The sequence below is a fragment of the Phenylobacterium koreense genome, assembly GCF_040545335.1.
GTDB classification, from domain to species: domain Bacteria; phylum Pseudomonadota; class Alphaproteobacteria; order Caulobacterales; family Caulobacteraceae; genus Phenylobacterium; species Phenylobacterium koreense.
This window is the reverse complement of sequence record NZ_JBEPLU010000001.1, coordinates 1,579,556-1,603,028: the sequence shown is the minus strand read 5'-3', so window position 1 is coordinate 1,603,028 and position 23,473 is coordinate 1,579,556. Positions and strand designations below refer to the sequence as shown.

Genomic DNA, 23,473 nt, shown 5'->3' with positions numbered 1-23,473 from the left:
GGCCTCATCCGGCCATGGCTGCGGCGATGATCAGCGCCGTGGCGAGCTTGGCGCCGACCAGCAGGGCCGCAGCCGCGACCTCGCCCTCCTGGATGCGCTGGGGCAGGCCGTGCAGCAGCATGTCCATCAGACGGAAGACCAGGAGCTGGAGGGCGACGCAGGCCGCACCCCACATGCCGATCTCAAGGGCCGAGGTCGATCCGGCGAGAGAGGCGGCGAGCGGGATGGCGAGCCCGACCATCACCCCGCCCAGCGACAAGGCGGCGGCGGAATTGCCCTCTCGGATCAGGGTGATCTCGCGGTGAGGCGTCAGCAGGATGTAGATGAAGACGCCCAGGAACAGGATCGCCACCGTCACGCCGATATGCATGAGGGCGATCGGAAAGCCGTTGGCGAAGGCCTGGATCTCCGGGGACTGCAGTTGCGGCGGCATGGAACCCCGTCGGCGTGACTGTAAGATTTAAGGCCGAATGGTTAGCACGGACCGGCGAAACCTAGGCAATGGCCTCCGGCGCATCTGACGCAAGTTTGCGACGGGCGCTGGCGCGAAGCTTCTCGCTTTCGGACTTGAGCTGGCCGCAGGCGGCGAGGATATCGCGGCCCCGCGGCGTGCGGATCGGCGAGGCGTAGCCGGCGCGGTTCAGGATGGCCGCGAAGCTCTCGATCGCCGCCCAGTCGGAGCAGCCGTAGTTCGTGCCTGGCCAGGGGTTGAACGGGATCAGGTTGATCTTGGCCGGGATGCCCTTGAGCAGCTTGACCAGGGCCTTGGCCTCGGCCGGGCTGTCGTTGACGTCCTTGAGCATCACGTATTCGAAGGTGACGCGGCGGGTGTTGGAAAGGCCCGGATAATTCCGGATGCCTTCCATCAGCGTGGCTACGTCGTACTTCTTGTTCAGCGGCACCAGAACGTCGCGCAGGTCGTCGTTGGTGGCGTGCAGGGAGATGGCCAGCATGGCCTGAGTGCGCTCTCCCAGGGCCGTCAGCTCGGGCACGACGCCGGAGGTCGAGACCGTGATGCGGCGGCGGGAAATGGCGATGCCCTCGCCGTCGGCGATGATGTCGATGGCGTCGGCGACGTTGTCGAGATTGTAGAGTGGCTCGCCCATACCCATGAAGACGATGTTGGAGAGCCGGCGATCCTCCTTGGGCGAGGGCCATTCGGCCAAGTCGTCGCGGGCGACCTGCACCTGGGCGACTATCTCGGCGGCGCTCAGGTTGCGGACCAGGGCCTGGGTGCCGGTGTGGCAGAAGGTGCAGTTGAGCGTGCAGCCGACCTGGCTGGAGACGCAGAGCGCGCCCGATCGGCCGACGTCGGGGATGTAGACGGTTTCGACCTCAATGCCCGGCGCCATGCGGATCAGCCACTTGCGGGTGCCGTCCTTGGAGACCTGGCGCTCGACCACCTCCGGGCGGGCGAGGGTGAAGGCCTCGGCGAGCGCCGCGCGGGTTTCCTTGGCCACGTCGGTCATGGCGGCGAAGTCGGTGACGCCGTAATGGTGCATCCAGCGCCAGAGCTGGGAGGCGCGCATCTTCGCCTTGTCCGGACGCACGACTTCCGCGTCGACCAGGGCCTGGGCCAGGGCCTTGCGGGTCAGGCCCGAGAGGTTCGGTTTGGCCGCCACGACCGGGGTCGCCGGCCCACGCGAAAGATCAAGGGTGACGCCCAAGGTCGCAACTCGCTGTCAGGAAGAGCGACAATATAGGGCGCCGGGGGCCTTACTCCAAATGAACGGCCTGCGGCGTGCAGATGCATGCCCGTCAGCGGTGCAAGGGTCAGAATAGCCAGGCGGCCAGGAAGAAGGCCGCGCCGGCGACGGCGGCGCCTATGGCGAACCAAGTGAGCCTGGCCGGTTCCGGCTCGTGCGTGACGGCCACAGCGGTAGGCTGGGGCGGGTTCTCGATCAAACGGGCGATGGCGCGCAGAGCGTCCAGGCCCTCTTCGGCGAAGCGCCTGGCGCGGGCGGCGGGGCCGAGCTCGCGCAACATCCAGCGCCGAACGACCGGATCGGCGGCTTTCCAGATGTCGTGGTCGGGATCCAGGCGGCGGGCGACGCCTTCCACCGTCATCATGGTCTTCTGCAGCAGGACGAGCTGGGGCTGCAGGCGCATGTCGAAGAGGGCGGTGATCTCGAAGAGCTGGGTCAGGACCCGGCCCATGGAGACGTCCTTGGCGGTGCGGCCGAACAGCGGCTCGCCCACCGCGCGCAGGGCCTGGGCGAAGGCCGAGACCGAGTGGGTGCGCGGGACATAGCCGGCCTCGAAGTGGGTCTGGGCGATCTTCTCGTAGTCGCGTTCGAGGAAGCCCCAGAGGATCTCGGCCAGGTAGCGGCGCTCGGCGCGGGTCAGGCGCCCGACGATGCCGAAGTCGACGGCGGTGATCTCCGCAGGGGCGGCGACGAAGAGGTTGCCCTCGTGAAGGTCGGCGTGGAAGACGCCGTGGTCCAGGGCCTGGGCGAGGAATGCGCGGATCAGCTTGTCGGCCAGCGCCTTACGGTCGAGGCCCGGCAGGTCGAGGGTGGCTGGATCGGAAAGCGGCGCGCCCTTGGCCCATTCCTGGGTGAGGACCTTCTTGCCGACGCCGTCCCAGATGACCTTGGGGGCGGCCATATAGCCATCCTTGGCCATGATCTCGGCGAGCTCGTCGCCGCCGGCCGCTTCGAGGCGCAGGTCGAGCTCGAGCTCGGTGGCGCGGACGACGGTGGCGGCCAGGGCGCGGGGCTCCAGGCGGCGGGCGGGAACGGACCAGCGCTCCACCAGCCGAGCGGCAAGGGTCAGAGCCTCGGCGTCCTGGGCGACCCGGTGTTCGACGCCGGGGCGTAGAACCTTCACCGCCACCTTGCGCCCGTCGAGCAGGACCGCCTCGTGCGCCTGGGCCAGGGACGCGGCGGCGACCGGCTCGCCGAAGCTGGAGAAGACGTCCGCGATCGGGCGGCCTAGGGCCAACTCCACCTCGCGGCGGGCCTCCTCGGTCGGGAACGGGGGCAGCTTGTCCTTCAGCCGCGAGAGGTCCTCGGCAAAGGGCGCGCCGAAGATATCGGCGCGGGTGGAAAGGAGCTGGCCGAGCTTGATGGCGACCGGGCCGAGTTTCTCAAAGGAGCGCGCTAGGCGCTCGCCCGGGCGTCCCGAACGGGACTCGGGGCCGGCGAAGGCGCGCAGGGATTGGGAGAGCGCCTTGACGCTGGGCGGATAGAGGTCGTCCAGCTCGCGCGGAAGCAGGGCGTCGTTGCGCGCCAGCGACCAGGCCGCGGCCGCCAGCCGTCCGAACGCCGCCAGACTGCTCATCGATCAGACCGCCCAGCCGTGGTGCAGGGCCGCGACGCCGCCGGTGAAGTTGGTGTAGCCGGCGCGGCCGAAACCGGCCTTGACGATCATGTCGACGAAGGTGCGCTGATCGGGGAAGCGTCGGATGCTCTCCACCAGGTACTGGTAGCTGTCGCGGTCCTTCACGACCCATTCGCCGATCTGCGGGATGACCCTGAAGGAATAGGCGTCATAGGCCTTGCGCAGCGCCTCGGTGGCCGGGTGCGAGAACTCCAGGCAGAGGAAGCGGCCTCCGGGCCTCAGTACGCGGCGGGCCTCGCGTAGCGCCGCCGAGATGTCGGTGACGTTGCGGATGCCGAAGGAGATGACATAGGCGTCGGCGCAGGCGTCCGGAAGCGGCAGGCGCTGGGCGTCGCCGACGCTCCAGGTGATCTCCGGCTCACCGCCCTTGGCGCGGCCGGCTGCGATCATTTCGGCGTTGTAGTCGATGATCATGACCTGGGCGTCCTCGCCTCCGCGGCGCTCCTGTACGCGGCGGGCCATCTTGGCGAAGCGGCGGGCCATGTCGCCCGTGCCGCCGGCGCAGTCGATGATGGTCTCACCGGGCTGAGGATTGAGCCGCGCGGCGACCGCATCCTTCCAGAGTCGGTGGACGCCACCGCTCATCAGGTCGTTCATCAGGTCGTAGCGACTGGCGACCCGGTCGAAGACGCCGCGCACGAGGCGGGGCTTTTCGGAAGGGTCGACGTCACGAAAGCCGAAGGTGGCGGAAGGTCCGGTCATGGGGTGCGGTCTTAGCTCGCAAGGGACGGTCGCGCCAGCGGCCCGGTTGCCGATCAGGCCTCGACATGCCACTTCAACCCCATGCCTGAGCTTCCCGAGGTCGAAACGGTCCGGCGCGGCCTGCAGCCTGTCCTGGAGGGCGCGCGCCTTTCCCGCGTCGAGGCGCGGCGACCCGATCTGCGCTTTCCTTTTCCCGACGGCTTCGTCCAGCGGCTGACCGGGGCGCGGATCGAGAAGCTGGAGCGGCGGGCCAAATACCTGATGGCCCAGCTCGACCGCGGCGACACCCTGGTCATGCACCTGGGCATGAGCGGCCGGTTCGAGATCGCCCGGCCGGAGGGGGCGGAGCGGCCTGGCGAGTTCCATTATGCTCCCGACCCTGATCCCAAGCACGCGCACGTGGTGTTCGAGACCGAGGCCGGCGGGCGGGTGACCTATTATGACCCGCGACGGTTCGGCTACATGGACCTGATCGAAACGACGGCGCTAGCGCGGCATCCCTGGTTCGCCGCCCTTGGCCCCGAGCCGCTGTCCGAGGCGTTCGACGCTGGGCGGCTGGCCGAAGCCTTCGCCGGACGCAAGCAGGGGCCCAAGACGCTGCTGCTGGATCAGCGGGTCGTGGCCGGGCTCGGCAACATCTATGTCTGCGAGGCGCTGCACCGCTCGAAGATCTCGCCGTTCAAGCCCGCGGGCGGCCTGAAGACCGCGCAGTTGGGGCCACTGGTCACCAATGTGCGCGAGGTGCTGGCCGAGGCGATCGAGGCCGGCGGCTCCAGCCTGAAAGACTATGCGCAGGCCGACGGCGCGCTCGGCTATTTCCAGCACAGCTTCCGCGTCTATGACCGCGAAGGCGAGCCCTGCCCCAATCCCGGCTGCGAGGGCGTGATCGAACGACAGGTCCAGGCCGGGCGCTCGACCTTCTTTTGTCCCGTCTGCCAGAAGTGAGTTCCATGATGTTCAAGCGAGCGCTCGGCGCCCTGGCGGGGCTGTGGCTGGCCGGCTGCGCGGCGACCGAGGCGCAGGCGCGCCCGCCGATGTGGGTGGTCCGGGACGCCGATTCCGAAATCGTGCTGTTCGGCTCGATGCACGTGTTGCCACCAGGCCTGGACTGGCGGCCGGCCGAACTGGACGCCGCCCTCGCCAAGGCTGACGACCTCTGGTTTGAGCTGCCTATCGACGCGGCGTCCGAGGCGCGGGTGGGAGAGCTTGCGGCCACGCGCGGCATGCTGCCCGAGGGCCAGACCTTGTCGGGCCTGCTCTCGCCGGAGGGCCGGGCGCGGCTTGAGGTGGTGAGCGCCGACCTGGGGGTCGCGCTGCCGATGATCGACCGGTTCGAACCGTGGTTCGCGGAGATCGTCCTGGCCGGGGCTCAGTTCCTGAAGGCCGGCGCGGACGCCAGCTCGGGCGTGGAAAAGCAGGTCTCGGCCTCGGCCCCCGCCTCGGCCAAGCGCCGGGCTTTCGAGAGTCCGGAACAGCAGATCACCATCTTCGACGCCGCGCCTCTGGCCGAGCAGGTCGCCTCGCTGGAGGAGTCCCTGAGCGAGCTGCAGGCCGATCCCAATTCCTACGACAAGCTGGTGGCGCACTGGATGGCCGGCGATACCCGGGCTCTGGAGGAGGACGCCCTCGAGCCGCTGCGTGAGGCCGCGCCGGGGCTCTATGCGCGCCTGGTCACCGAACGCAACGCGGCCTGGGTCAAGGCGCTGCGGGCGCGGCTGGATGGTTCGGGGCGCACGGTGGTCGTGGTCGGGGTGGGGCACCTGATCGGGCGCGAAGGGGTGCCGGGCCAACTTCGCGCCCTTGGCTATTCGGTGGAGGGGCCTTAAGCCAAGACGCATGCAGTAGAGCCCGATGCGATCAGGCGGAATCGTCCGATCGTTGAATCGGAATTTAGATTCAAAAGCTTGAGTGCGTTCGGGCTGCAAAGCCGGAGTCCAGCTTTGCGGAACGCGCTCCAGGAGCGCCATGATGAGCTACGAGACCCTGATCGTCGAAACCCGCGATGGTGTCAGCCTGATCCGGCTCAATCGGCCCGAGGCTCTCAACGCACTGAACAGCCAGCTCCTCGGCGAGCTCTCCGGCGCGCTGGACGCGGCCGAGGTCGACGAGGCGGTGCGCTGTGTGGTCATCACCGGGTCGGAGCGGGCCTTCGCGGCCGGCGCCGACATCAAGGAGATGTCGACCAAGACCTACGCCCAGATGTTCGCCGAGGACTTCTTCGGCGCCAGCGCCCGGCGAATCGAGCAGTTCCGCAAGCCAATCATCGCGGCGGTGGCCGGTTACGCCCTGGGGGGCGGCTGCGAGCTGGCCATGCTGTGTGACTTCATTATCGCCGCCGAGACGGCCAAATTCGGCCAGCCGGAGATCAATCTGGGCGTGACCCCGGGCATCGGCGGCACCCAGCGCCTGACCCGCTTCGTCGGCAAGTCCAAGGCGATGGAGATGATCCTTACCGGGCGGATGATGGATGCGGCCGAGGCCGAGCGCGCGGGCCTCGTCTCCCGGGTGGTTCCGGCCGACCAGCTCATCGGCGAGGCCATGGCTGCGGCAGCGAAGATCGCCGGCCAGTCCCCTCTGGCGGTGATGATGAACAAGGAACTGGTCGAGGCGGCCTACGAGACCACCCTGGCCACTGGCGTGGCCATGGAGCGGCGGATGTTCCACTCGCTGTTCGCCTTCGACGACCAGAAGGAGGGCATGGCCGCCTTCATCGAGAAGCGCAAGCCGGCCTTCAAGGGCTCCTGAGGGGTGCGGCTGATAGCCTTCGGCGACTCCCTGGTCGCCGGTGCAGGGGATCCTGACCATCTGGGCTGGGTCGGCCGGGCGGTCGCCGGGCGGCGTGCGATTACGCTCTACAACATGGGTGTCCGGCGCGAGACCTCTGCGGACATCGCGACCCGCTGGCGGGCCGAGGCCCTACCGCGGATGGCCGATGATGAGCCGATGCGCATCGTCTTTTCGTTCGGGGCCAATGACTGCCATCCGGTGGGCGGCGCGCCGCGGCTCGGTCAGGCCGAGAGCCTGAAAAACGCGCAGGCGATGCTGAGCGCGGCGGCGGTGCTTTGCCCGGTGCTGCTGGTCGGGCCGCCGCCCATGGCCGACCCCGGGGTCAGCGCCCGGCTTGAGGGCCTGAACGAAAATCTCAAGATGCTGGCCAGCCGCCTGAAGGTCCCCTTCATCGACGTCTTCCAGCCGTTGATGGCCGATGGCCTGTGGCGGGCCGAAGCTATCGCGTGGGATGGAGCCCATCCAGGCGCGGGCGGCTATCAGCGGATGGCCGATCTGGTGAGCGCCCATCCGGCCTGGCGTTCGTTCACGCTGGCTGGTGAAGACTCTTCGACTTAAACCCATCAGGCGCATTGACCCCGCCCGCCGACTTGCGTATATCCGCGCCTCCAATTTGCCCGCCCGGGCATCGTCCGGGCGCGATCCGTATTGAGAGCTGACACATGGCCAACACGCCTGGCGCCAAGAAGGCGGTCCGTAAGATCGCCCGTCGTACCGAAGTCAACAAAGCCCGCCGTTCGCGCGTGCGCACCTACCTGCGCAAGTTCGAAGAAGCGGTCGCTTCGGGTGACGCCACCGTCGCCAAGGCCGCCTTCGTGGAAGCCCAATCGGAGCTGATGCGCGCCGTGACCAAGGGCGTGGTTCACAAGAACACCGGTTCGCGCAAGGTTTCGCGTCTGGCCGCCCAGCTCAAGAAGATGGCCGCGGCCTGAGGTTGATGGGCCAAGCCTGAGCTTGGCCGCCAATCCCAAACCGAAATACGGATTCTGACGCACCCGCGGGTTGAACGACCCGCGGGTGTTTCGTTTTGCAACCAACTCCGTGCACGGAAGCGTCGTACGTATTCCGTTAACTGAACGTCGATCTGCCAATTTCCCTTGCCCTGTGAGGGCTGGGTTTGAGTCAACGAAAATATCAAACGGCACGGCGAAGAATCACCGTTGACCCCCTAACCGCCCTGACTAGGGTGACAAGTCTCAAGACGTCCTTCCATCTGATCTCGGATGATAAAAGGCGGCGGCGGGGGCTGTGCGCTCGCCGGATAAGGCTTTGTGTTTGTTGAACAAAGTTATCCGCTGCGGGGGCGCTTCGGATGATCGAAAGAGAGGTTGTGATGATGGCTGCCGGGGGCATTGCTAGTCCTGTTTCCGAGACGCAAGCGGCGGCCATCTGGTCGACGACCTGCGCTGCGCTGAAGCGTGAACTGGGCGAGGCCACCTTCGGCTCCTGGCTGGGCCAGGCGGCGTTGCGAGAGCGCGGAAACGAGCTTTGCCTGGTCGCGGCGACCGGGGTCGCGCGCGACTGGATCCGCCGCCATGCCTGGCGCCGTATCGGCGAACTCTGGGCGATGAACGACCCCATGGGCCGCAACCTCGACCTGAAGTCGCGGATGGAGTTCGATTCCCTGACCGCGGCCGCGCCGGCCGCGCCGGTGGTGCTCAAGCCTGAGGTCATCGAGGTCGAGGTTCCGGTCGCCAGCGCCGCGCCTTCGGCGGCGGCGCGCGCGGGCCGCCAGCAGGGCCTGCAGGACCGTTTCTCCTTCGACACCTTCGTGTCGGGCCCGGCCAACGAGTTCGCCTTCGCCGTGGCGCGCCGGGTGGCGGCTTGGTCCGACGGTCATTTCAACCCGGTGATCTTCCATGGCCCCTATGGCTTCGGGAAGACCCACCTGCTGAACGCGCTGGGCTGGGAAGCCATGCAGTCGGCTCCGGACAAACGGGTCGTCTACATTACCGCCGAGCGCTTCACCTCGACCTTCGTGAAGGCGGTGCAGGATCGCCAGACCGCGGCCTTCAAGGAAGAGCTGCGCAACGCCGACCTGTTGCTGATCGACGACGTGCAGTTCGTCGCCGGCAAGTCCTCGACCCAGGAAGAGCTGTTCCACACGCTGCTGGCGCTGGTCGAAGACGGTCGCCGCGTGGTGATGACGGCGGACCGCTCGCCCTCGGAGCTTTCCGAGATGGAGCCCCGTCTGCGCTCGCACCTGCAGGCGGGCTTGGTCTGCGGCATCGAGCCGGCCGACCGCACGTTGCGCCTGGGTATCCTGGAGCGGAAGCTGGCGACCCTCGCCGCCCAGGGCAGGTTCGTGCCGTCCGCCCGCAGTGACGTGCTGCAGTTCCTGGCCGACCGCTTCACCGACAGCGTCCGTGAACTGGAAGGGGCGCTGAACACGCTGGTCGCGCGGGTCGGCGGCGAGATTTCCCGCCTGAGCCTGGACGAGGCGCAGGCCATCCTGCGGCCGAACCTGGCCTGCAACGAACGCCGGGTGACGGTCGATCAGATTCAGAAGGCCGTGGCCGAACACTACCAGCTCAAGCAGGCGGACCTGATCTCCGAGCGCCGGGCCCGCGTCGTGGCGCGTCCGCGCCAGGTGGCCATGTGGCTCGCCAAGCAGATCACCACCCGTTCCCTGCCCGATATCGGCCGCCGGTTCGGTGGGCGCGACCACACGACGGTGCTGCATGCGGTGCGCCGGATCGAAGCCCTGAAGGGCGAAGATCCGATGATCGCCCGCGATCTGGACGTGCTGCTGCGGAAATTGAGGGGGTAGGAGCCGGGGCGAAGATCGCCGGTCCTGGAAAAGGCCCGCCTTCGCGGCGGGCCTTTTCGCGTCAACCTGCCGCCTCGTCGCCAACAAAGGTGACGATGGTCCCCGCCCTGACCGCACGGCCGAGCTGGGTGGCGTCCCAGTTGGTCAACCGCACGCAGCCGTGGCTGGCCGTCTTGCCGATGAGCTTGGGTTCGGGCGAGCCGTGGATGCCGTAAGTGTCCTTGGTCAGGGCGATCCAGACGACGCCGACGGGATTGTTCGGACCGGGGGCGACGACCTTCTTCGTCCCGCCCTCGCCGAAGCTGAGGCGTGCGGGGTCGTAGTTCCAGGTCGGGTTCTCGGCGACCGCCCGCACCGCCCAGTCGCCGGTGGGGGCGGGGTTGTCGGCCGAGCCGACGGTCGCCGGATAGACCGCGACGATCCCGCCCTGGGCGTCGAAAGCGCGAACCTGTCCCTGGCTCTTGTCGACCTCGACGCGTGTCACCTCCACGGGCAGTGGGGTCTGGGTCACGCGGGCGACGACGATGCTCTGGCCCGGGCGTGAGACGTCGACGCCGGGGTTAAGCGCCTGCAGCAGGGCCTCGTCCATGTGGAACTTCTCGGCCAGGGCCTCCAGCGGGCCGGAATAGGAGAGGGCGCGCAGCTTCGCCATCTGGGCGGTAGACCTGGGAATGGATTTGACGAACGGACCCTGCACGTCCGCCTCGGTGATCACATAGTCGGCCAGCACCGGCTGTTCGTCGTTGCGGGTGAGGGCGTCCCAGGTAGCCGGGTCGAGGGCGCTGGTCACGGGCAGGCCGCGGGCCTGCTGGAAGGCGGTGAGGGCCAGGCCCATGGCCTCGCTGGGCGCGCCGTCGATCACTCCTGGCGAGAAGTGGGCGCGGTCAAGCAACACCTGGGCGCGGATCAAGACGCCGCGCGCGGCTTCGGGATCCAGGGCCATCTGGTCGAGGCGCGCGGCCTGGACTGCTTGGGCCACAGGCGCTTCGGAGGCCGGCGGCAGCGCTGGGGCGCTGATGATGTCGTCGGCGGCTGGCGGGGTTGAGGAGGCCGGGGCGTTTTCCGGGGAACAGGCCGCCAGAAAGCCGGCCAGGCACAGTCCGACCGGACGGATCATAATGGGTCTCGATCTCTGCAGGGCTCCGATGCGGCCCGGAGATTCAAGCGCTTGGTGGGAGGGAGGTTCCCCCTTCGGGCGTCAGGGAACGTCCTTGGGTTGCGGATCGAGACGGGCGACGGCGAAGGCCAGGATGACCCCCACTACACCAAGTATGGCCGAGTAGAAGAAGAAGGTCACATAGCCTGCGCCCAGGGCCGCGGCGCTTACTCCCGACTTCTCCATGGCGCTGGCGAAGGTCGCTGGCGGCAGGTTGGTAAAGAGGGTCTTCAGGCCTGAGAACAAGCCGCCGGCGTCGGCCGCGGCTGCGGCTCCCTCGACGATGCGACCGGACTGCGAAGCGACCAGCTTGCCCAGGAGCGCGTAGAGCGACGAGAAGAGCGCGTACTGAGTGGCGGTGAAGCCCTGGCCGGTCAGGCTCGACATGTACGCGATCAGGCAGGTGCCGGCGAAGCCCGAGGCCACATTGTCGATTCCGATGGCGACGCTCAGCGCCCAGATTTGCGGGCCCTGCGTCGCCAGCCAGGCGAAGACCAGATTGGAGACTGGACCTGCGAAGGCGCCGGCCACCATCGAGCGGATCAGGCCGAAGCGGGCGATGCAGAAGCCGCCGAGACCGACACCCAGCACCGACATCACGGCGCCCAGCACCTTCCGGACCTCGGCGATCTGCAACTTGGTGAACCCCATGTCGAGATAGAACGGGTTCATGATGTTGAGCACGAAGTCGGAGAGTCGGTAGACGCAGATCAGCGCCAGGATCAGCCCGGCGGCGCGGCCATACCGCTCGAAGAAGTTGGCCAGCGGCGCGCCGAGAGCGACACCCAGATAGCGGCCGGGACGGGTTTGGAGGCCCGGGGCGGGGCGGGCGGCGAGGAAGATGACGAGCGCTCCGATCGCCACGCCTCCGAGCTGGGCGAAGGCGCCCCAGCGCTTGGCGTCCCAGAGCGCTTCAATCGCCCCAGCGGCGTCGGGCAGCCCCAGCCTCGCCAGGCCCGCCGAGAGGATGGCGGCGTTGCCGGCCAGGCCCGAGCCCAGGACCAGGGCGCCGAACACGAAGAGGATAAGCCGGATCGCCCACTCGAAGGCGTCGCGGCCGGGGGCGGCAGGGATGTCACCGGTGTCGATCTTGCGGATCTCGTGCTTGGCCTCGCGCGGGGCGCCCAGGACGCCGAGCATGCCGACCAGCATGAGCATCGCCATGATGCCGTAGGCGGTGTTCCAGCCGGTGTACTCCGAAAGGGCGAGGGGCAGGACTCCGGCCAGGATCATGGCGATGCGGTAGCCCCACTGGTAGGCCGCAGCCATGGCGCCTTGCTTCTCGGTCACCGCCGCCTCGATACGCCAAGCGTCGATGACGATGTCCTGGGTGGCCGAGACGAAGCCGACCAGGACGGCGAACAGGGCCATGAGGCCAAGGGTGCGGGCCGGATCGGTTCCGGCGATCAGCCAGAGACCCGCTAGGATCAGCCCCTGGCAGAGCAGCATCCAGGAGCGCCGATGGCCGAGCCATTTGGTGGCCAGCGGCACGGTCGCGCGGTCGACCAGCGGCGCCCAGAGGAACTTGAGCGAATAGGCGAGAGTGGCCAGGCCGAAGAAGGCGATCACCTCCAGCGACAGGCCCGCATCCCGCAGCCAGGCCGAGAGGGTGTCGAAGATCAGCAGGTTGGGCAGGCCCGAGGCGAAGCCCAGCGCAAGCATCACCAGGGAGCGTCGTTCCAGATAGACCGCGAGGGCCTGAAGCGTGCCGGGCTTTTTGGCGGCCTGGCTTTCGATCGTCATTTGTTCGGCGTTCCCCTGAGCATGTTCCGCCGAAGCGGACGCCCCGCGTCAGGCGAACTTGGCGCGCTCCGTCCCATCCGTCCAGCCGCCGCCAGCCGTCCAGCGGCCAAGGGCCGCGCGCAGGGCGTCGGGGGTCAGGGGCTTGACCAGGAAGTCGTCCATGCCGGCGGCGAGGCAGGCGTGACGATCCTCCTCGAAGGCGTTGGCGGTCAGGGCGACCATGGGGGTGCGAACCCCCAGGGCGCGGACCCGCTGGGCCGCCTCCAGCCCGGACATGCCGGGCATGCGCATGTCCATCAGGATGAGATCGTATTCGCCGACCGTGAGCGCGGCGATCGCCTCTTCGCCCCCGCCGGCCTGATCGACGCGGCATCCCTCGCGTGTGAGCAGGGTGCGGGCCAGAAGGGCGTTGATCGGATTGTCCTCGACCAGGAGAATGCGGGCGCCGGGCGCGGCGGCCGGGGCTATGCGCTCGTCCTCGGCGTTCTTGGCCAGGGCCGCGGTGCGCTCCGCGAGCACCCGTTCGGCCAGGGACGCGCGTCGCAGCGGCTTGATCAGGTAGCCGGCGAAGCCGGCGGCCCGCAGGGTTTCGATCTCGCCTCGTTCTTCGGGAGTCAGCAGGACCAGCAGGGCGCGCTTGGCCGGGGCGGCGGCCGGCGCTAGGTCGCGGTCGACCAGCACCACGTCTGAGGGACGCGTGGCCGCAAGGGCCTCGACGAGATCGTCGGCGATCACCGCGCGACCGCCCGCCGCCTCGACCTGACGACGGGCGGCCTCGGTGACGATCGGATTGGCGCAGACGACCGCGATGGTGCGCCGCGCCAGCGACCGGTCGGGTCTTTGCGGCTGGTGAGGCAGCGGCGCTTCGAACCAGAAGGCGGCCCCGCCGAAGGAGGATGTCGCAACCCCGACCTCCCCCTCCATGGCCAGGGCGAGCTTGCGCGCGATGGCCAGGCCGAGGCCCGCCCCGCCCAGTTGAATATCCCGGGTCGGATCGGCCTGCCCGAAGGCCTCGAAGATGGTCTCGCGGGCCGCCTCGCTGACCCCGGGGCCACTGTCCTCGACACAGAAGCGGAGGTGTCCCTGGCTTTCGCAGGCCGTGACCAAGACGCCGCCCTTGGTGGTGAACTTGATGGCGTTGCCGGCGAAGTTCAGTAGGATTTGCCGCAGGCGGCCCTCGTCGGCGACGATGACGCCGATGCCTGCGGGCGCCGCCCACGCGATCTCCAACCCCTTTTCCTGGGCCCGGGGCGCCAGCAGTTCGCAGACGGACCGCAGCAGGGCCTCGACCTCGACGGGGGCGGGGTGCAGTTCGATCTTGTCGGCGCCCAGGCGTGCGAAGTCGAGGACGTCGTTGACCAAACCCAGCAAATGCTCACCGGATTCGCGCAGGGCGGTGACGTAGGCCCGCTGTTCCTGGGTCAGACTGGTGCCTTCTAGCAGGCGCGCCATGCCCAGGACGCCGTTCAGCGGTGTGCGGAATTCATGACTGAGCCAGGCGAGCTGCTCGGCGCTCACCCGCGTGGCGGGACGGTGCGGAACCTTGGTCATCGCGCGCCCTATAGGCCCGGTGGGCTTAACGGGGGGTCAAATCTCGACCGATGTTCTCCGAGCGGTCTTTTAGAGTCCGGCCATTTCCTCGGCCAAGGTCACCAGCGCAGCGCGCGCAGAGGCGTGGGGAATCGCCGCATAGGCGGTCAGCAGGGCGGTGGCGCCCGAGATCGCCAGGGCGCTGATGATGTCGTCGGCGGCGTCCGCCAGCCCGCCTTCCTCGCCGACCAGCCAGCCGACCGAGGTGTCGAGGGCGGCGGCGATGGCGACCAGCATCGACCCGGAAACGCGGTTGGCGCCGCGCTCGTACTTCTGGATCTGCTGGAAGGAGACGCCGACTCGTTCTGAGAGGACGCTCTGGCTGATGCCGAGCGATTTCCGGCGCAGGCGCATTCGAGCGCCGATGGCAATGTCTATGGGGTCCGGCCCGATCGCGTCATCTAGAGGCATTTTGTCCCCATCATCCGCTTGCGATATTCTTCAACTAAGGAAGACTGGCTAAGCATAACAAGTAGACGCCAGCTAACGCGAGTCGCTAACGTATTCGTCCTATGCGCGCATCTAGTGACAGCGTCGCGGACCCGGTCGAGCTTCTGACCCCACGGGAGCGCGAATGCCTGCGCTTGGTCGATCGCCATCTGAGTTCCAAGCAGATCGCCCGCGAGCTCGGGATGTCGAAGGCCTCGGTCGACACCTATTGTGATCGGGCCCGCCGCAAGCTCGGCGTTCCGGACCGCTACGCCGCCGCCCGCGCTCTGGCCGATCATGAGACGCCTGTCCCGATCGTATCGGGACAAGACACGATCAGGACAGACGACGCCGCCGTCCTATGGGCTGATGAAGCTCAGCAAGGAGGCGCTGATGGGCGACTGGTTGAGAGAACTGGCGGACGCCAGGGCGTCGGTGGTGGATCTCCATCCCGACCGGAAAACGATGGACAGCAGGGTCGCGGTCGGCCGGGCGATACGGGTCCGGGACGAGGTGGCGGCCTTCGAGAGCCGGTGGCCCGCCCCCCCGCAGCCGGACGCGATGCTTCCGGGCTTTACCTGGAGCCAATTGGAACGCCAGCTCGCGGACCTGGCCGACAACCCGGTCAAGGCGAATATGGCGACCGAACTGGTTTCGGCTTTGAGGAAGATGTCCCGCTTCAAGCCGCCGGAAATGGTCTTGCGGGAAATCCTCTGCACGAGCTGGGCCTTGCTGGACGAGGGTTTTCAGCCCCCGGACGACTCGGACCTCTAGGCCGCCTGTTGCTGGTCGGCCTGATCGCCATCGTCTCGGCGCTCGCGTTCGGGGCTTTGCTGGCCGGCCTGCACGCCCTCCAGAGCCTGATTTAATCCTAAATAAATACGGGGGCTTAGGCCTCTGTTCACCAAGGTGCGATCGCACCTAGAAGGCGCCGGCGCTCGGCCGCGCGCCAGGAGAACTCCTCATGCTCAAGCAACGTCGTATGATCGCCGATCAAGTCGCGGCGAGTTTGTTCGAAGCTGAAGCCGCCATCGACGCCGCCCTGGCGAAGACGGCGGGCCTCGCTGGTGTGATGCCCGGCCTGCGCGCCGACGCGGGTCTCTCGGCCCTGATCGGGCAGGACGCCGTCGAGCGGGCCAGCGAGGCGATCGCTCTGCTCGCCCAGGCGCGGCGGGCGATCTGTGAAACCCACAAGGAGCTGGATGTCGCCAAGACCCAGATCGGTCTGGGCGCCGTCATGTATGGCGGCCTGGAGAAGCCGCCGACCAGCGCGAGCGCCAATCGCGCCCTGCGCGCTCTGGCGAGCTGACGCGCGGTTGCATCCGCAGGGATTAGTCGCAGTATCGGGACCCTCTGGAATCAGAGGGTCCCTTTTTCGTGCTGAACTCGACTCCAGAGCGGATCTGGGCCGTGGCCATGTTCGTCGTCTCGGCCTACGCCGTCTGGCGGGGCGGCCGTGTCGAGCGGCTGGTGGCGGGCGCCAATGTCGTGGCCTGGGTCCTGACGGTCGCCGTCCAGAACCGACAGGACTGGCTGCATCCGCAATGGGGCGTGCTGGCCGTCGATGTGGCCTTCCTGATCCTGCTCCTGGGCCTTGTGGTTCGGACGACCAGAGGCTGGGTGATGCCGGCCGCCGCGTTCCAATTGCTGGCCGTGGTCACGCACATGGCGATCATGGCCGACAAGGGCGTGCGGGCCTGGGCCTATCTCACGGCCCTTATCCTGTGGAGCTACCTGGTGCTGATCAGCCTGGCGGTGGGCGTCTACCTGCAATCCCGATTCAACGGGCGACCAGCACGCTGACCCTGGCCTCGCGGACGATCCGCTCGGCGTTGGAGCCGAGCAGGCGGGACATGGCGCTGGGCTGGTGCGAGCCGACGATGATCAGGTCCGCCTCGCTTTCGCGGGCCTCGGCCAGGATCTCCCCGGCGACCCCGCCGACCCGCACCTTAGTGGACACCGGCCAGGTGGTGGTCCCGAGCTTGCCGATCCATTTGGCGAGTTCGCCTTCATGAAAAGCCTGCTCGTCGGCGTCGAAGCTCTTTGGCAGGTAGGCGTTGTAGCGCGACGAGCGCGGGGTGCGGACGTTGACCAGGGTGATCCTCGCGCCCGAGGCCTCGGCGATCTCCCGGGCGCGCTTCAGTTCACGCTCGGTGTTGGTCGGGTCTTCGATATCGACGGTGACGAGGATATGCGTGAAGCCGGGCATGCCGAAAACCTCTCTGGCTAGACGACGGGCGACAGACAGCGCCAGATTGCATCAAGTCCGGCTGTCCTGGCGAGCACGAAGGCCGTCAGGCTTGCGCGAAGTCGGCGCTTTGCCCCGCCCGGCGATAGATAAGCGCCTCAGCGACATGGACACGTCGGACCGGGCCCGAGCCCTCCAGGTCGGCGATGGTGCGGGCCAGGCGCAGGGCGCGGCTCCAGCCCCGGGCCGTCAGGCCGCCCGCCTCGGCCGCCTTGGCCAGCAGCGCCCGTGCCGCCGGCTCGAGGTCGGCGATCTTCTCCAGGAAGTCGCCTTCGGCTCGGGCGTTGATCGAGGGGGCCTCTTGCCCTGCGCGCTCGGCCTGCAGGGCGCGGGCCGCGGCTACTCGGGCGGCCGCCTCAGCCGTGCCTTCGGCCGGAGCCGGCAGGGCGAGGTCCGCCGCGGTGACGGCCGGTACATCGACCACCAGGTCGATGCGGTCCATGAAGGGACCTGACACCTTCATCTGGTAGTCGGTCTGGCAGCGGGGCGCGCGCCCGCAGGCGCCGCGCCCCATGCCGCCGTGGCCGCACTTGCAGGGGTTCTGGGCGGCGATGAGCTGGAAGCGGGCCGGATAGCGGACGTGGGCGTTGGCGCGGGCAACGATCACCTCGCCGGTCTCCAGCGGCTGGCGCAGGGAGTCCAGGGCCTGGGCCGAGAACTCGGCCATTATGCAGCAAACACACCTAGCTCCACCGTGACTAAGAGGCTGTTCTCGTTATGTTTTTCTCATGGCAAACGAGATCATCCCCTTCGATGCCGATCAGCCGAACGTCCTGCACGCCCTCACCAGAAAGCGGGCTGAGGTCGCCGGCCAGATCGAGCACAATCAACTCGAACTTCGGCGCCTGATCGCCGAACTCGACCACATCGACGCGACCATCCGCATCTTCAATCCGTCGATCGACATCGGCGCGATCCGCTCGAAGCCGGTCCCGCCGCGCCACGCGGCCTTCAAGGGCGAGGTGACGCGGATCGTCTTCCAGACTCTCCGAGACGCCCGCGAACCGGTCACATCTCGCGACATCGCGATACGGCTCATGACCGAGCGCGGTCTGAGCCCTGATGATCGGGAACTGGCCCTGATCATGGTCAAGCGCGTGTGCGCGTGCCTGCGGGTGCAGAAGAAGAAGGGGCTCGTCCGGAACGTCCCTTCGGTCGGGAATCTTCAAGGCTGGGAGGTTGCGCGATGAACTCTCCTAGGCGCACTCCGCTCCGCTTCACCCGAGGCGGCCGAGTCTACATCATCGCACCGGCGACCGGGGCGAATGACACGGGCTACATGGGGCTCTGCGACGGGCAGGTAGTTGCTCGCGGGGAGGACCGGGCCTTCGTGATGAGAGAGTTGATCGACACCGATCGTGAATATTGCGCGAGCTTAGCATGGTATGAGACAACGTAACTGTCGAGCAATGTCGCTCGGCCAACAAAGAAAGGAGGTCCGCCGTGAGAGAGTTCTACTTCGAACTACGCTTCGACGAAACCGACTTCTTGCCGTATTGCCGGGTTTGCGTCACCGCACAAGACCTGCCAAGCGCGGTCAAAATGCTGGATCGTTACGACGATCTTTGGCAATGCGCGGTCTTGCGATAGCTTGATCTGCGCGGGAGGGCCGCCCCTTTGGGCGGCCCTTTCTCTTTACTCCGGCAGGCCGTCGCCGTGATCGGCTAGTGTGCCGGCGAGGTCGGCGAGCCGGCGCTGGACCGCCGTCGGGAGCTTGGCGTAGGCGATCGCCATCTTCCCAGCGTCAGGCGAGGCGAGAAAGGACGTGACATTCGAGCGTTTGGGCGGCTCAAGCGTCGCGATTTCGTCCGCAGGCGGGACGGTGTCCCAGAGGCTCTCCACGGGTACGCGCAGCGCTACTGCGATCTGATAGAGCATCCCGATCGTGATCCGATTGCCGCCCGTTTCGTACTTCTGCATCTGCTGATGCGTTATCCCGAGACCGGCGGCCAACCCTTCAAGGCTCAGCCGTAGTTCGCGGCGGAGTGCGCGAATTCGTTGCCCGACCAGAATGTCGACGTGGTCCGGACCTTCTCTTCTTCGTCTCACCAATTCGAACTCCTTCGAGGGAGCGAGAACGCCCCCGGAAGAAGACGCCGATGACGGATAAATCCGACATCCAGGAGCAAATTCAATTCCGGAAAAATCGGTCAGTATTTGTGTGGGCCTAGTGCAGCTTCAACACCTTCTCGCCATCGAGGCAGATGGACTGGAAGCGATCAGCAAAGCTCGGGTGGTCGGGCGTGAAGATATAGCTCGCCGCAGCAATGAATGGCGTGTCGCCGACATAGGCCCCGAGCGCGTTCGGGGCGTTGACGACCCCGCAAGCCGCGACAATGTCGAAGCCCCGCACCTTGGCGCGTACCGCCCAAACATCCCGAAACCGGGCGGCCTGCGGATCACGCAGTGTCATCTTGAAGTTCTCGAATGACTCCGACGCCGCGAGGTAGGTGACCTCTTCCTTGCGCTGGGCCTCATCTCGCTTGGCCTGCTCAGCGTCCGCTACTCGCTGGACCTCGGCCTGCCGTGCCTCAGCGGCTGCTTGCTCGGCCTCTTCGGCGGCCCTGGCGGCGGCGTATTGCTTCGGCGTCAAGATCGCCGCCGCGCGGTCCAGTACGAAGAACGTCCCCATCATCAGCAGTCCGATGCCGACGAAGAACCCGAGAATCTTTCCTGCCCAATCATTCGTCATGGCTAACCCCGTCCAACCAGAAAATAGGACATTAGATGTCCTAGAACGCATTGCGACTTCGTTAGCCCACTCGCGGCGATGCGGTGGGAATCAATCATTGGCGAAAACCTACGACGTGCCCGAAAGGCGCGGGGGCTGAGCCAAGAAAAGCTCGCCGCAGAGGTGGACCTGGATATGCGCCAGCTAGGACGTATCGAGCGCGGCGAGAGTTTCCCGAGCGTGGGGTCGCTGATCAAGCTGGCTGAAGTTCTCGGTATGGAGCCGGCGGAGTTGTTGCGCCGCGACCTTCGTCAGGCACGTCAGTAACCAGCCTGATTGGCCCTGGGCTAGGGAATGCTGCGCATAGCGCCGTTCTGCCGAATCGGAACATAAGTCGAACGTGCCCAACGCGAGCGCGCGCGGGCGTCCCCCAGATCAGCAGGATTGGAAAACTCGTGGAGCGAGAACTGGAGCGTTTTGAATGTCAGGACGAGGATGGCCGACGATACACAATCGTCGCTTATCAGGAGTTCACAGCATTCAACCCCGTGAGCGGATCGACCCGATGGGTGGCAGGGCTTAAGCGGCTCGAACTTTCGGACGGCTCGTCGTTCGTGAACTACATCGATGAGCAGCGCTACAAGATCGTGGCGACCGATACTGTCGTCCGGCGAGTGTAGCGCTCTCCGCTTTGCGCAACGAAAATATGGAGAGTTTGATGGGCGAAAAGCTCATGGTCACCCCAGAGGCGGCATCCCTTGCTGCGCTTATGTCGAATTTTGCACTTGCGGCCGAATTGACGCTGAAGGGTGTGATTACGGCGGACGAGGGGAACGCAGTCTTTGCGACCGCCGCCTCAATGTGCCGAGCCAACGGCAACGAACTGGCTGCGCGCATTATTGAGGTGTCCTGCCCCACCTCGGTTGGTGTCGATGTGGTCGAGCGTGCGCGAGCCCACGGAGCGACCATTTCGGACAAGTTGGAGTTTTAGAGTAAGCACCTCGCTCCGGCGGAGCATAAAATATTGACTTTTAACAAGAAATAGACCAAAATTCTTGAGTCAAGTTGGTGGCGGTCAGCCTGTAACTGACCGCCACCTGCGTCTAAGCGTCAGCGCTTCCGCTTCGGCCTAGTCACCTTGATCGTTTCCACGACTGCCGTCGCCTTGCGGCGGCGTGCTTCCGAGACGGTGATAAACTCACCGGTCTCGGAATCGCGTCCGATCTTGATGGTGTAAGACATGGCTATCTCCATGAGCGTTGATAAACAGCGCATCGGGGGAGTGTCGGGTCTCACGCACCTTGGGATTATCATCCCGCCGATAGTGTTTGCTAGGCCGGCGGCGCTCCTCTCTGAGCAATTGAGGTGGCGACCCTGGGTCGTGGGAGCGCCGCCTGCACGCTCAGTCATTGTAAAAATTCACAGAATCGAGTGAAATCTACGATCGCTCTAGAGGGGGATGCGTATGGCAGACATCGGCCATTCACTAATGATCAAATACGGTTTGAGTCGCCGCGCGACGCCCGAGGAGGGCGCTCAGTGGGCTGAGATCACCGAAACCCTGATCCGGTCTGGCGTAGCACGAGATGAAGCGGGGCGCCGAGCAGCCGCTCAAATCCTTCCTGGATTCAATACTCATGTATACGCATCGGAGGCGGATACAATTGAGATGCTGCTACAAAGAGTCAAAGATAAATGACCCAGACGGTTCCGCTGTGGTTGACGATACTATCTGCGGTCGGAGCCTTGCTCATAGGACTTCTGGGTCGTTTCACATTGAGTAAAAAGGACAAGAAAGATTTAGAGCAAAAGAACTACGAGAATTCGATGAAAATCATCGAGTCTCATGAATCTTCCTACAAAACTTATACGCAAGCGCTATCAACATATTCTGATAGCGATGATCCATCGTTCGATGATTTTATGAAATTGGCGTCAGCCGGCGATTTGTATTTCCATCATGCTGGCATGATGTGCAATGCGATTCTCTCGGGAAAAGTCGATGAGAGTATCCGGGACAATACATGGCTGCCGAAGATCAAGCTGATTTTCGAGCGCCTGCTACCTGCACACTATGAAGTTCTCCAGGGGCAGGCGACAAAGAAGGGCTATCCATATACGGGGAAGATGCGTCGACAGGATCACGAGAGCATCTACGCCGTCGTCGAGAAGTTCAGCAACTCACCAGCGTGGCAACGACGCCACGAAGGTCCACGCTGAGAACGCGCCAATAAGAGCCGTGACGCAGGTCGCCCTTAGAAAAATGACACAGGCGGGGACAACCTTGCCCTCGTCCTGTTCTGCGGTTCGCCAGTCCTAGCCGATCCCTGCAAGGCCATCCCCGATCGCGGTCCGATGCCCACATACCTCTCGTCCGGTGCGACGTTCAGCGGCCCGGTTACCTACGTTGGTGACGGCGACAGTATGTGCGTGGCGGTAGGTTCATCGACCGACGATTGGGTTGAGGTGCGACTAGCCGACTTCTACGCTCCCGAACTCCACTCGCCAGGTGGCACCCAGGCGAAAGCTGCGTTGGAGCGGATCGCCAAGGGCAAGCGAGCCATCTGCGTAGCTGGCCGGCGCACCTACGACCGTGTTGCGGCGCGCTGCACCATCGGCGGGGTCTCAATCGGCGAACATATGCGGCGGCAGGGAATTGTTGAGGGCGGAAATGGCCGCTGACGCGGACACGGCGAGCGACACGGCATCATCACGCCCCGCAGTCTCTGGCCCCGAAAACACTGCGAAACTTATGGATGCGCTCATGTTGTGGACCGAAGGGCTCCTCGATCATGAGGACTTTCGGAAGCATCGCGGCAAGAGGATAAATGCGACCCTGTTCTTCGATGAGCCCGGTCCGTCTATTTATACAGAAGATGAATTGACGTACCCGCTACCGGCAGAAATCGACCAACAACATGCTACGGAGAGCGGCGGCAATGGAGGCCTTTATCGACGCGATCGCCAAAGTCGTGGTGGAGGACGCGACCTTCTTGGGCGCCCCCGTCCAGCTACCGCCTAGAAGTCCCCCCGCCACATAGGGCAGCTATGCACTATGCGCGCTTAGACGACGCCGACCTAAGCTCACGGATTCTGTCTATTATTGGACTTGATAGGGTAGGCTTGTTTATCTTCTTGAACAGTTTGCTTATTTCTGCAACGCCAGAATCTTCACGGATCATTCTCTGAGCGTTCGCATCCATAGCCCAGAAGGCACGTTTTGCTTCTTCACGCTCGGCGCCGATTGGCATTTCGAACACGTCTTCGGCACCCATGAACGCCGCTACACAGTGAGCGCTAAGATCACTGTCTATGAAAAGCGCGTTTTTGTCTGCAAATCCCGCCATATCCAATATGACGCAAGACATGATTTCGTGTCTCTCTTCCCCGCTATATATTGGATTGGTCATCACATCGTTGGCAACACTTCGCGCGGCCACCATCTTCGCAGACAGCTCTTCATATATTGCGAGGCGCCTATCAAAGACGCGCGCGGAGTAGGACTCGATCCTATTTCTACGACGAAGCATTTCATTCACGACCACCCCCAGCACGACTCCAAGGACGCCCACAAAGCCGGTCGCAACGTCTGCCCACATACTCGTGCCCCCTATTTCTCCGGCTCGTCCATGATCTTTCTGATCTCAGTCAACACCGCATCGTGAGCCGCCGCATCAGCCTCGTCCTGGCTGATCTCCCCTGCGTCTCGGGCCTGTTCCAAGAATTCTAGGATGTCGATCCGTAGGCTACGCACGCCAATCGCTTGTAGGCATTGCATGAAGAAGACGGCGCTGAACGTACCCCTTGCGACCTTGTTGCGAAGGTTGCGCTCGTTTTCGTCCACACCGACCAGTTTCAGGCGCCGAGCGAGGTCTGCGTAGGTCAGCCCACGCTTATCCATCTCACCTTTGATGGTGCCCTTGACCCAACGCTGACCTGTTAGCTCGTCCAAGGGGCGCATCTCCGGCGGTGCAAAAGCATCAAATATGATGCTTTTGCACTTGACGTCGGGCGCGCCAGCCGTGCATACGCATC

General features: G+C 65.5%; 29 protein-coding genes and 2 pseudogenes. 16 read left to right on the top strand and 15 right to left on the bottom strand.

Going from position 1 to position 23,473, the window contains the following annotated elements; translation table 11 throughout:
- Positions 1-4: 4 nt before the first annotated feature.
- The 4 genes from ABID41_RS08045 to ABID41_RS08030 all read right to left on the bottom strand — a co-directional run bounded on the left by ABID41_RS08045 (position 5) and on the right by ABID41_RS08030 (position 4,044).
- Complete coding sequence (locus tag ABID41_RS08045; RefSeq protein WP_331929897.1) at positions 5-433, bottom strand: DUF350 domain-containing protein; 429 nt, start codon at positions 431-433, stop codon at positions 5-7.
- A gap of 61 nt (positions 434-494) precedes the next feature.
- A complete protein-coding gene (gene rlmN / locus ABID41_RS08040; RefSeq protein ID WP_331929899.1) occupies positions 495-1,667 on the bottom strand; it encodes a dual-specificity RNA methyltransferase RlmN in 1,173 nt (390 codons plus the stop codon).
- Between the two features lie 106 nt (positions 1,668-1,773).
- Positions 1,774-3,282, bottom strand: a complete 1,509-nt coding sequence (gene ubiB / locus ABID41_RS08035) for a 2-polyprenylphenol 6-hydroxylase (RefSeq protein WP_354297397.1) — start codon at positions 3,280-3,282, stop codon at positions 1,774-1,776.
- Positions 3,283-3,285: 3 nt separating this feature from the next.
- Positions 3,286-4,044, bottom strand: coding sequence for a class I SAM-dependent methyltransferase (locus ABID41_RS08030; RefSeq protein WP_331932711.1), 759 nt, complete (start codon positions 4,042-4,044; stop codon positions 3,286-3,288).
- Positions 4,045-4,125: 81 nt separating this feature from the next.
- Between ABID41_RS08030 and mutM the strand changes: the two genes are divergently transcribed.
- The 6 genes from mutM (at position 4,126) to dnaA (ending at position 9,601) form a co-directional block, all read left to right on the top strand.
- Positions 4,126-4,989, top strand: coding sequence for a bifunctional DNA-formamidopyrimidine glycosylase/DNA-(apurinic or apyrimidinic site) lyase (mutM, locus tag ABID41_RS08025; RefSeq protein WP_331932712.1), 864 nt, complete (start codon positions 4,126-4,128; stop codon positions 4,987-4,989).
- A gap of 5 nt (positions 4,990-4,994) precedes the next feature.
- A complete protein-coding gene (locus ABID41_RS08020; protein ID WP_354297396.1) occupies positions 4,995-5,870 on the top strand; it encodes a TraB/GumN family protein in 876 nt (291 codons plus the stop codon).
- 139 nt (positions 5,871-6,009) lie between these two features.
- Positions 6,010-6,789, top strand: coding sequence for an enoyl-CoA hydratase (locus ABID41_RS08015; protein ID WP_331932371.1), 780 nt, complete (start codon positions 6,010-6,012; stop codon positions 6,787-6,789).
- 3 nt (positions 6,790-6,792) lie between these two features.
- Positions 6,793-7,389 (top strand): GDSL-type esterase/lipase family protein, encoded by a 597-nt coding sequence (locus ABID41_RS08010; RefSeq protein WP_331932372.1) that lies wholly within the window; start codon positions 6,793-6,795, stop codon positions 7,387-7,389.
- A gap of 104 nt (positions 7,390-7,493) precedes the next feature.
- The gene (gene rpsT / locus ABID41_RS08005; protein WP_331932373.1) at positions 7,494-7,763 is read left to right on the top strand and encodes a 30S ribosomal protein S20; all 270 of its coding nucleotides are present in this window, start codon (positions 7,494-7,496) and stop codon (positions 7,761-7,763) included.
- A gap of 401 nt (positions 7,764-8,164) precedes the next feature.
- Positions 8,165-9,601 carry a chromosomal replication initiator protein DnaA gene (gene dnaA, locus ABID41_RS08000; protein ID WP_331932374.1) on the top strand — a complete coding sequence of 479 codons (1,437 nt, stop codon included), beginning with the start codon at positions 8,165-8,167 and terminating at the stop codon, positions 9,599-9,601.
- A gap of 61 nt (positions 9,602-9,662) precedes the next feature.
- Here dnaA and ABID41_RS07995 read toward each other — a convergent pair whose 3' ends face one another.
- The 4 genes from ABID41_RS07995 to ABID41_RS07980 all read right to left on the bottom strand — a co-directional run bounded on the left by ABID41_RS07995 (position 9,663) and on the right by ABID41_RS07980 (position 14,444).
- Positions 9,663-10,718 carry a L,D-transpeptidase family protein gene (locus ABID41_RS07995; protein ID WP_331932375.1) on the bottom strand — a complete coding sequence of 352 codons (1,056 nt, stop codon included), beginning with the start codon at positions 10,716-10,718 and terminating at the stop codon, positions 9,663-9,665.
- 81 nt (positions 10,719-10,799) lie between these two features.
- Positions 10,800-12,500: an AmpG family muropeptide MFS transporter gene (locus ABID41_RS07990; protein ID WP_331932376.1), complete on the bottom strand. Its 1,701-nt coding sequence runs from the start codon at positions 12,498-12,500 to the stop codon at positions 10,800-10,802.
- A gap of 48 nt (positions 12,501-12,548) precedes the next feature.
- Positions 12,549-14,051, bottom strand: coding sequence for a response regulator (locus tag ABID41_RS07985; RefSeq protein ID WP_331932377.1), 1,503 nt, complete (start codon positions 14,049-14,051; stop codon positions 12,549-12,551).
- Between the two features lie 69 nt (positions 14,052-14,120).
- A complete protein-coding gene (locus tag ABID41_RS07980; RefSeq protein WP_354297395.1) occupies positions 14,121-14,444 on the bottom strand; it encodes a helix-turn-helix domain-containing protein in 324 nt (107 codons plus the stop codon).
- A 158-nt stretch (positions 14,445-14,602) separates the two neighbouring features.
- Between ABID41_RS07980 and ABID41_RS07975 the strand changes: the two are divergent.
- The 4 genes and pseudogenes from ABID41_RS07975 to ABID41_RS07960 all read left to right on the top strand — a co-directional run.
- A pseudogene (locus ABID41_RS07975) lies at positions 14,603-14,791 on the top strand (response regulator transcription factor); the annotation flags it as partial.
- Between the two features lie 97 nt (positions 14,792-14,888).
- Entirely contained in the window at positions 14,889-15,293 is a 405-nt protein-coding gene (locus ABID41_RS07970) for a hypothetical protein (protein WP_331932379.1), read from the top strand.
- 190 nt (positions 15,294-15,483) lie between these two features.
- Positions 15,484-15,828 (top strand): hypothetical protein, encoded by a 345-nt coding sequence (locus ABID41_RS07965; protein WP_331932380.1) that lies wholly within the window; start codon positions 15,484-15,486, stop codon positions 15,826-15,828.
- Between the two features lie 68 nt (positions 15,829-15,896).
- A complete protein-coding gene (locus ABID41_RS07960) occupies positions 15,897-16,322 on the top strand; it encodes a hypothetical protein (RefSeq protein ID WP_331932381.1) in 426 nt (141 codons plus the stop codon).
- On the opposite strand, the gene ABID41_RS07955 is transcribed toward ABID41_RS07960, so the two are convergent.
- The gene (locus ABID41_RS07955) at positions 16,300-16,728 is read right to left on the bottom strand and encodes a universal stress protein (RefSeq protein ID WP_331932382.1); all 429 of its coding nucleotides are present in this window, start codon (positions 16,726-16,728) and stop codon (positions 16,300-16,302) included. The two genes, ABID41_RS07960 and ABID41_RS07955, sit on opposite strands and share 23 nt — an antisense overlap.
- 85 nt (positions 16,729-16,813) lie before the next feature.
- Positions 16,814-17,434, bottom strand: a pseudogene (locus ABID41_RS07950) (ATP-binding protein); the annotation flags it as partial.
- A gap of 61 nt (positions 17,435-17,495) precedes the next feature.
- On the opposite strand from ABID41_RS07950, the gene ABID41_RS07945 reads away from it, so the two are divergent.
- On the top strand, positions 17,496-17,957 hold the full coding sequence (locus ABID41_RS07945; RefSeq protein ID WP_354297394.1) for a hypothetical protein: 462 nt from the start codon (positions 17,496-17,498) through the stop codon (positions 17,955-17,957).
- A gap of 253 nt (positions 17,958-18,210) precedes the next feature.
- A complete protein-coding gene (locus ABID41_RS07940) occupies positions 18,211-18,357 on the top strand; it encodes a hypothetical protein (RefSeq protein ID WP_354297393.1) in 147 nt (48 codons plus the stop codon).
- Positions 18,358-18,402: 45 nt separating this feature from the next.
- On the opposite strand, the gene ABID41_RS07935 is transcribed toward ABID41_RS07940, so the two are convergent.
- Together ABID41_RS07935 and ABID41_RS07930 are read right to left on the bottom strand one after the other, a co-directional pair.
- Positions 18,403-18,816, bottom strand: a complete 414-nt coding sequence (locus ABID41_RS07935; protein WP_354297731.1) for a helix-turn-helix domain-containing protein — start codon at positions 18,814-18,816, stop codon at positions 18,403-18,405.
- 118 nt (positions 18,817-18,934) lie between these two features.
- Positions 18,935-19,459 carry a hypothetical protein gene (locus ABID41_RS07930; protein WP_354297392.1) on the bottom strand — a complete coding sequence of 175 codons (525 nt, stop codon included), beginning with the start codon at positions 19,457-19,459 and terminating at the stop codon, positions 18,935-18,937.
- A 78-nt stretch (positions 19,460-19,537) separates the two neighbouring features.
- Here ABID41_RS07930 and ABID41_RS07925 point away from each other — a divergent pair, with 78 nt between their 5' ends.
- The 3 genes from ABID41_RS07925 to ABID41_RS07915 all read left to right on the top strand — a co-directional run bounded on the left by ABID41_RS07925 (position 19,538) and on the right by ABID41_RS07915 (position 20,429).
- Positions 19,538-19,765 (top strand): helix-turn-helix domain-containing protein, encoded by a 228-nt coding sequence (locus ABID41_RS07925; protein WP_354297391.1) that lies wholly within the window; start codon positions 19,538-19,540, stop codon positions 19,763-19,765.
- Positions 19,766-19,893: 128 nt separating this feature from the next.
- Positions 19,894-20,118, top strand: coding sequence for a hypothetical protein (locus ABID41_RS07920; RefSeq protein ID WP_354297390.1), 225 nt, complete (start codon positions 19,894-19,896; stop codon positions 20,116-20,118).
- Between the two features lie 38 nt (positions 20,119-20,156).
- A complete protein-coding gene (locus ABID41_RS07915; protein ID WP_354297389.1) occupies positions 20,157-20,429 on the top strand; it encodes a hypothetical protein in 273 nt (90 codons plus the stop codon).
- A gap of 119 nt (positions 20,430-20,548) precedes the next feature.
- On the opposite strand, the gene ABID41_RS07910 is transcribed toward ABID41_RS07915, so the two are convergent.
- Positions 20,549-20,680: a hypothetical protein gene (locus ABID41_RS07910; RefSeq protein WP_354297388.1), complete on the bottom strand. Its 132-nt coding sequence runs from the start codon at positions 20,678-20,680 to the stop codon at positions 20,549-20,551.
- A 453-nt stretch (positions 20,681-21,133) separates the two neighbouring features.
- Between ABID41_RS07910 and ABID41_RS07905 the strand changes: the two genes are divergently transcribed.
- On the top strand, positions 21,134-21,658 hold the full coding sequence (locus tag ABID41_RS07905) for a hypothetical protein (RefSeq protein ID WP_354297387.1): 525 nt from the start codon (positions 21,134-21,136) through the stop codon (positions 21,656-21,658).
- A gap of 833 nt (positions 21,659-22,491) precedes the next feature.
- Here the strand turns inward: ABID41_RS07905 and ABID41_RS07900 are convergent.
- Positions 22,492-23,037, bottom strand: a complete 546-nt coding sequence (locus ABID41_RS07900; RefSeq protein WP_354297386.1) for a hypothetical protein — start codon at positions 23,035-23,037, stop codon at positions 22,492-22,494.
- Between the two features lie 11 nt (positions 23,038-23,048).
- The gene (locus tag ABID41_RS07895) at positions 23,049-23,390 is read right to left on the bottom strand and encodes a DUF6471 domain-containing protein (RefSeq protein ID WP_354297385.1); all 342 of its coding nucleotides are present in this window, start codon (positions 23,388-23,390) and stop codon (positions 23,049-23,051) included.
- Between the last annotated feature and the right edge of the window lie 83 nt (positions 23,391-23,473).

Excerpts from the sequence above, each read along its gene's own strand:
- mutM (WP_331932712.1), top strand. The coding sequence starts at position 4,126 with ATGCCTGAGCTTCCCGAGGTCGAAACGGTCCGGCGCGGCCTGCAGCCT.
- ABID41_RS07985 (WP_331932377.1), bottom strand. The coding sequence starts at position 14,051 with ATGACCAAGGTTCCGCACCGTCCCGCCACGCGGGTGAGCGCCGAGCAG.
- ABID41_RS08045 (WP_331929897.1), bottom strand. The coding sequence starts at position 433 with ATGCCGCCGCAACTGCAGTCCCCGGAGATCCAGGCCTTCGCCAACGGC.
- ABID41_RS08015 (WP_331932371.1), top strand. The coding sequence starts at position 6,010 with ATGATGAGCTACGAGACCCTGATCGTCGAAACCCGCGATGGTGTCAGC.
- ABID41_RS07965 (WP_331932380.1), top strand. The coding sequence starts at position 15,484 with ATGCTCAAGCAACGTCGTATGATCGCCGATCAAGTCGCGGCGAGTTTG.
- ABID41_RS07970 (WP_331932379.1), top strand. The coding sequence starts at position 14,889 with ATGAAGCTCAGCAAGGAGGCGCTGATGGGCGACTGGTTGAGAGAACTG.
- ABID41_RS07995 (WP_331932375.1), bottom strand. The coding sequence starts at position 10,718 with ATGATCCGTCCGGTCGGACTGTGCCTGGCCGGCTTTCTGGCGGCCTGT.
- ABID41_RS08020 (WP_354297396.1), top strand. The coding sequence starts at position 4,995 with ATGATGTTCAAGCGAGCGCTCGGCGCCCTGGCGGGGCTGTGGCTGGCC.
- ABID41_RS07945 (WP_354297394.1), top strand. The coding sequence starts at position 17,496 with ATGGCAAACGAGATCATCCCCTTCGATGCCGATCAGCCGAACGTCCTG.
- ABID41_RS07955 (WP_331932382.1), bottom strand. The coding sequence starts at position 16,728 with ATGCCCGGCTTCACGCATATCCTCGTCACCGTCGATATCGAAGACCCG.
- ABID41_RS07930 (WP_354297392.1), bottom strand. The coding sequence starts at position 19,459 with ATGACGAATGATTGGGCAGGAAAGATTCTCGGGTTCTTCGTCGGCATC.
- ABID41_RS07900 (WP_354297386.1), bottom strand. The coding sequence starts at position 23,037 with ATGTGGGCAGACGTTGCGACCGGCTTTGTGGGCGTCCTTGGAGTCGTG.
- ABID41_RS07905 (WP_354297387.1), top strand. The coding sequence starts at position 21,134 with ATGACCCAGACGGTTCCGCTGTGGTTGACGATACTATCTGCGGTCGGA.
- ABID41_RS08030 (WP_331932711.1), bottom strand. The coding sequence starts at position 4,044 with ATGACCGGACCTTCCGCCACCTTCGGCTTTCGTGACGTCGACCCTTCC.
- ABID41_RS07910 (WP_354297388.1), bottom strand. The coding sequence starts at position 20,680 with ATGTCTTACACCATCAAGATCGGACGCGATTCCGAGACCGGTGAGTTT.
- ABID41_RS07990 (WP_331932376.1), bottom strand. The coding sequence starts at position 12,500 with ATGACGATCGAAAGCCAGGCCGCCAAAAAGCCCGGCACGCTTCAGGCC.
- ubiB (WP_354297397.1), bottom strand. The coding sequence starts at position 3,282 with ATGAGCAGTCTGGCGGCGTTCGGACGGCTGGCGGCCGCGGCCTGGTCG.
- ABID41_RS07915 (WP_354297389.1), top strand. The coding sequence starts at position 20,157 with ATGGGCGAAAAGCTCATGGTCACCCCAGAGGCGGCATCCCTTGCTGCG.
- rpsT (WP_331932373.1), top strand. The coding sequence starts at position 7,494 with ATGGCCAACACGCCTGGCGCCAAGAAGGCGGTCCGTAAGATCGCCCGT.
- ABID41_RS07925 (WP_354297391.1), top strand. The coding sequence starts at position 19,538 with ATGCGGTGGGAATCAATCATTGGCGAAAACCTACGACGTGCCCGAAAG.
- dnaA (WP_331932374.1), top strand. The coding sequence starts at position 8,165 with ATGATGGCTGCCGGGGGCATTGCTAGTCCTGTTTCCGAGACGCAAGCG.
- ABID41_RS07980 (WP_354297395.1), bottom strand. The coding sequence starts at position 14,444 with ATGCGCCTGCGCCGGAAATCGCTCGGCATCAGCCAGAGCGTCCTCTCA.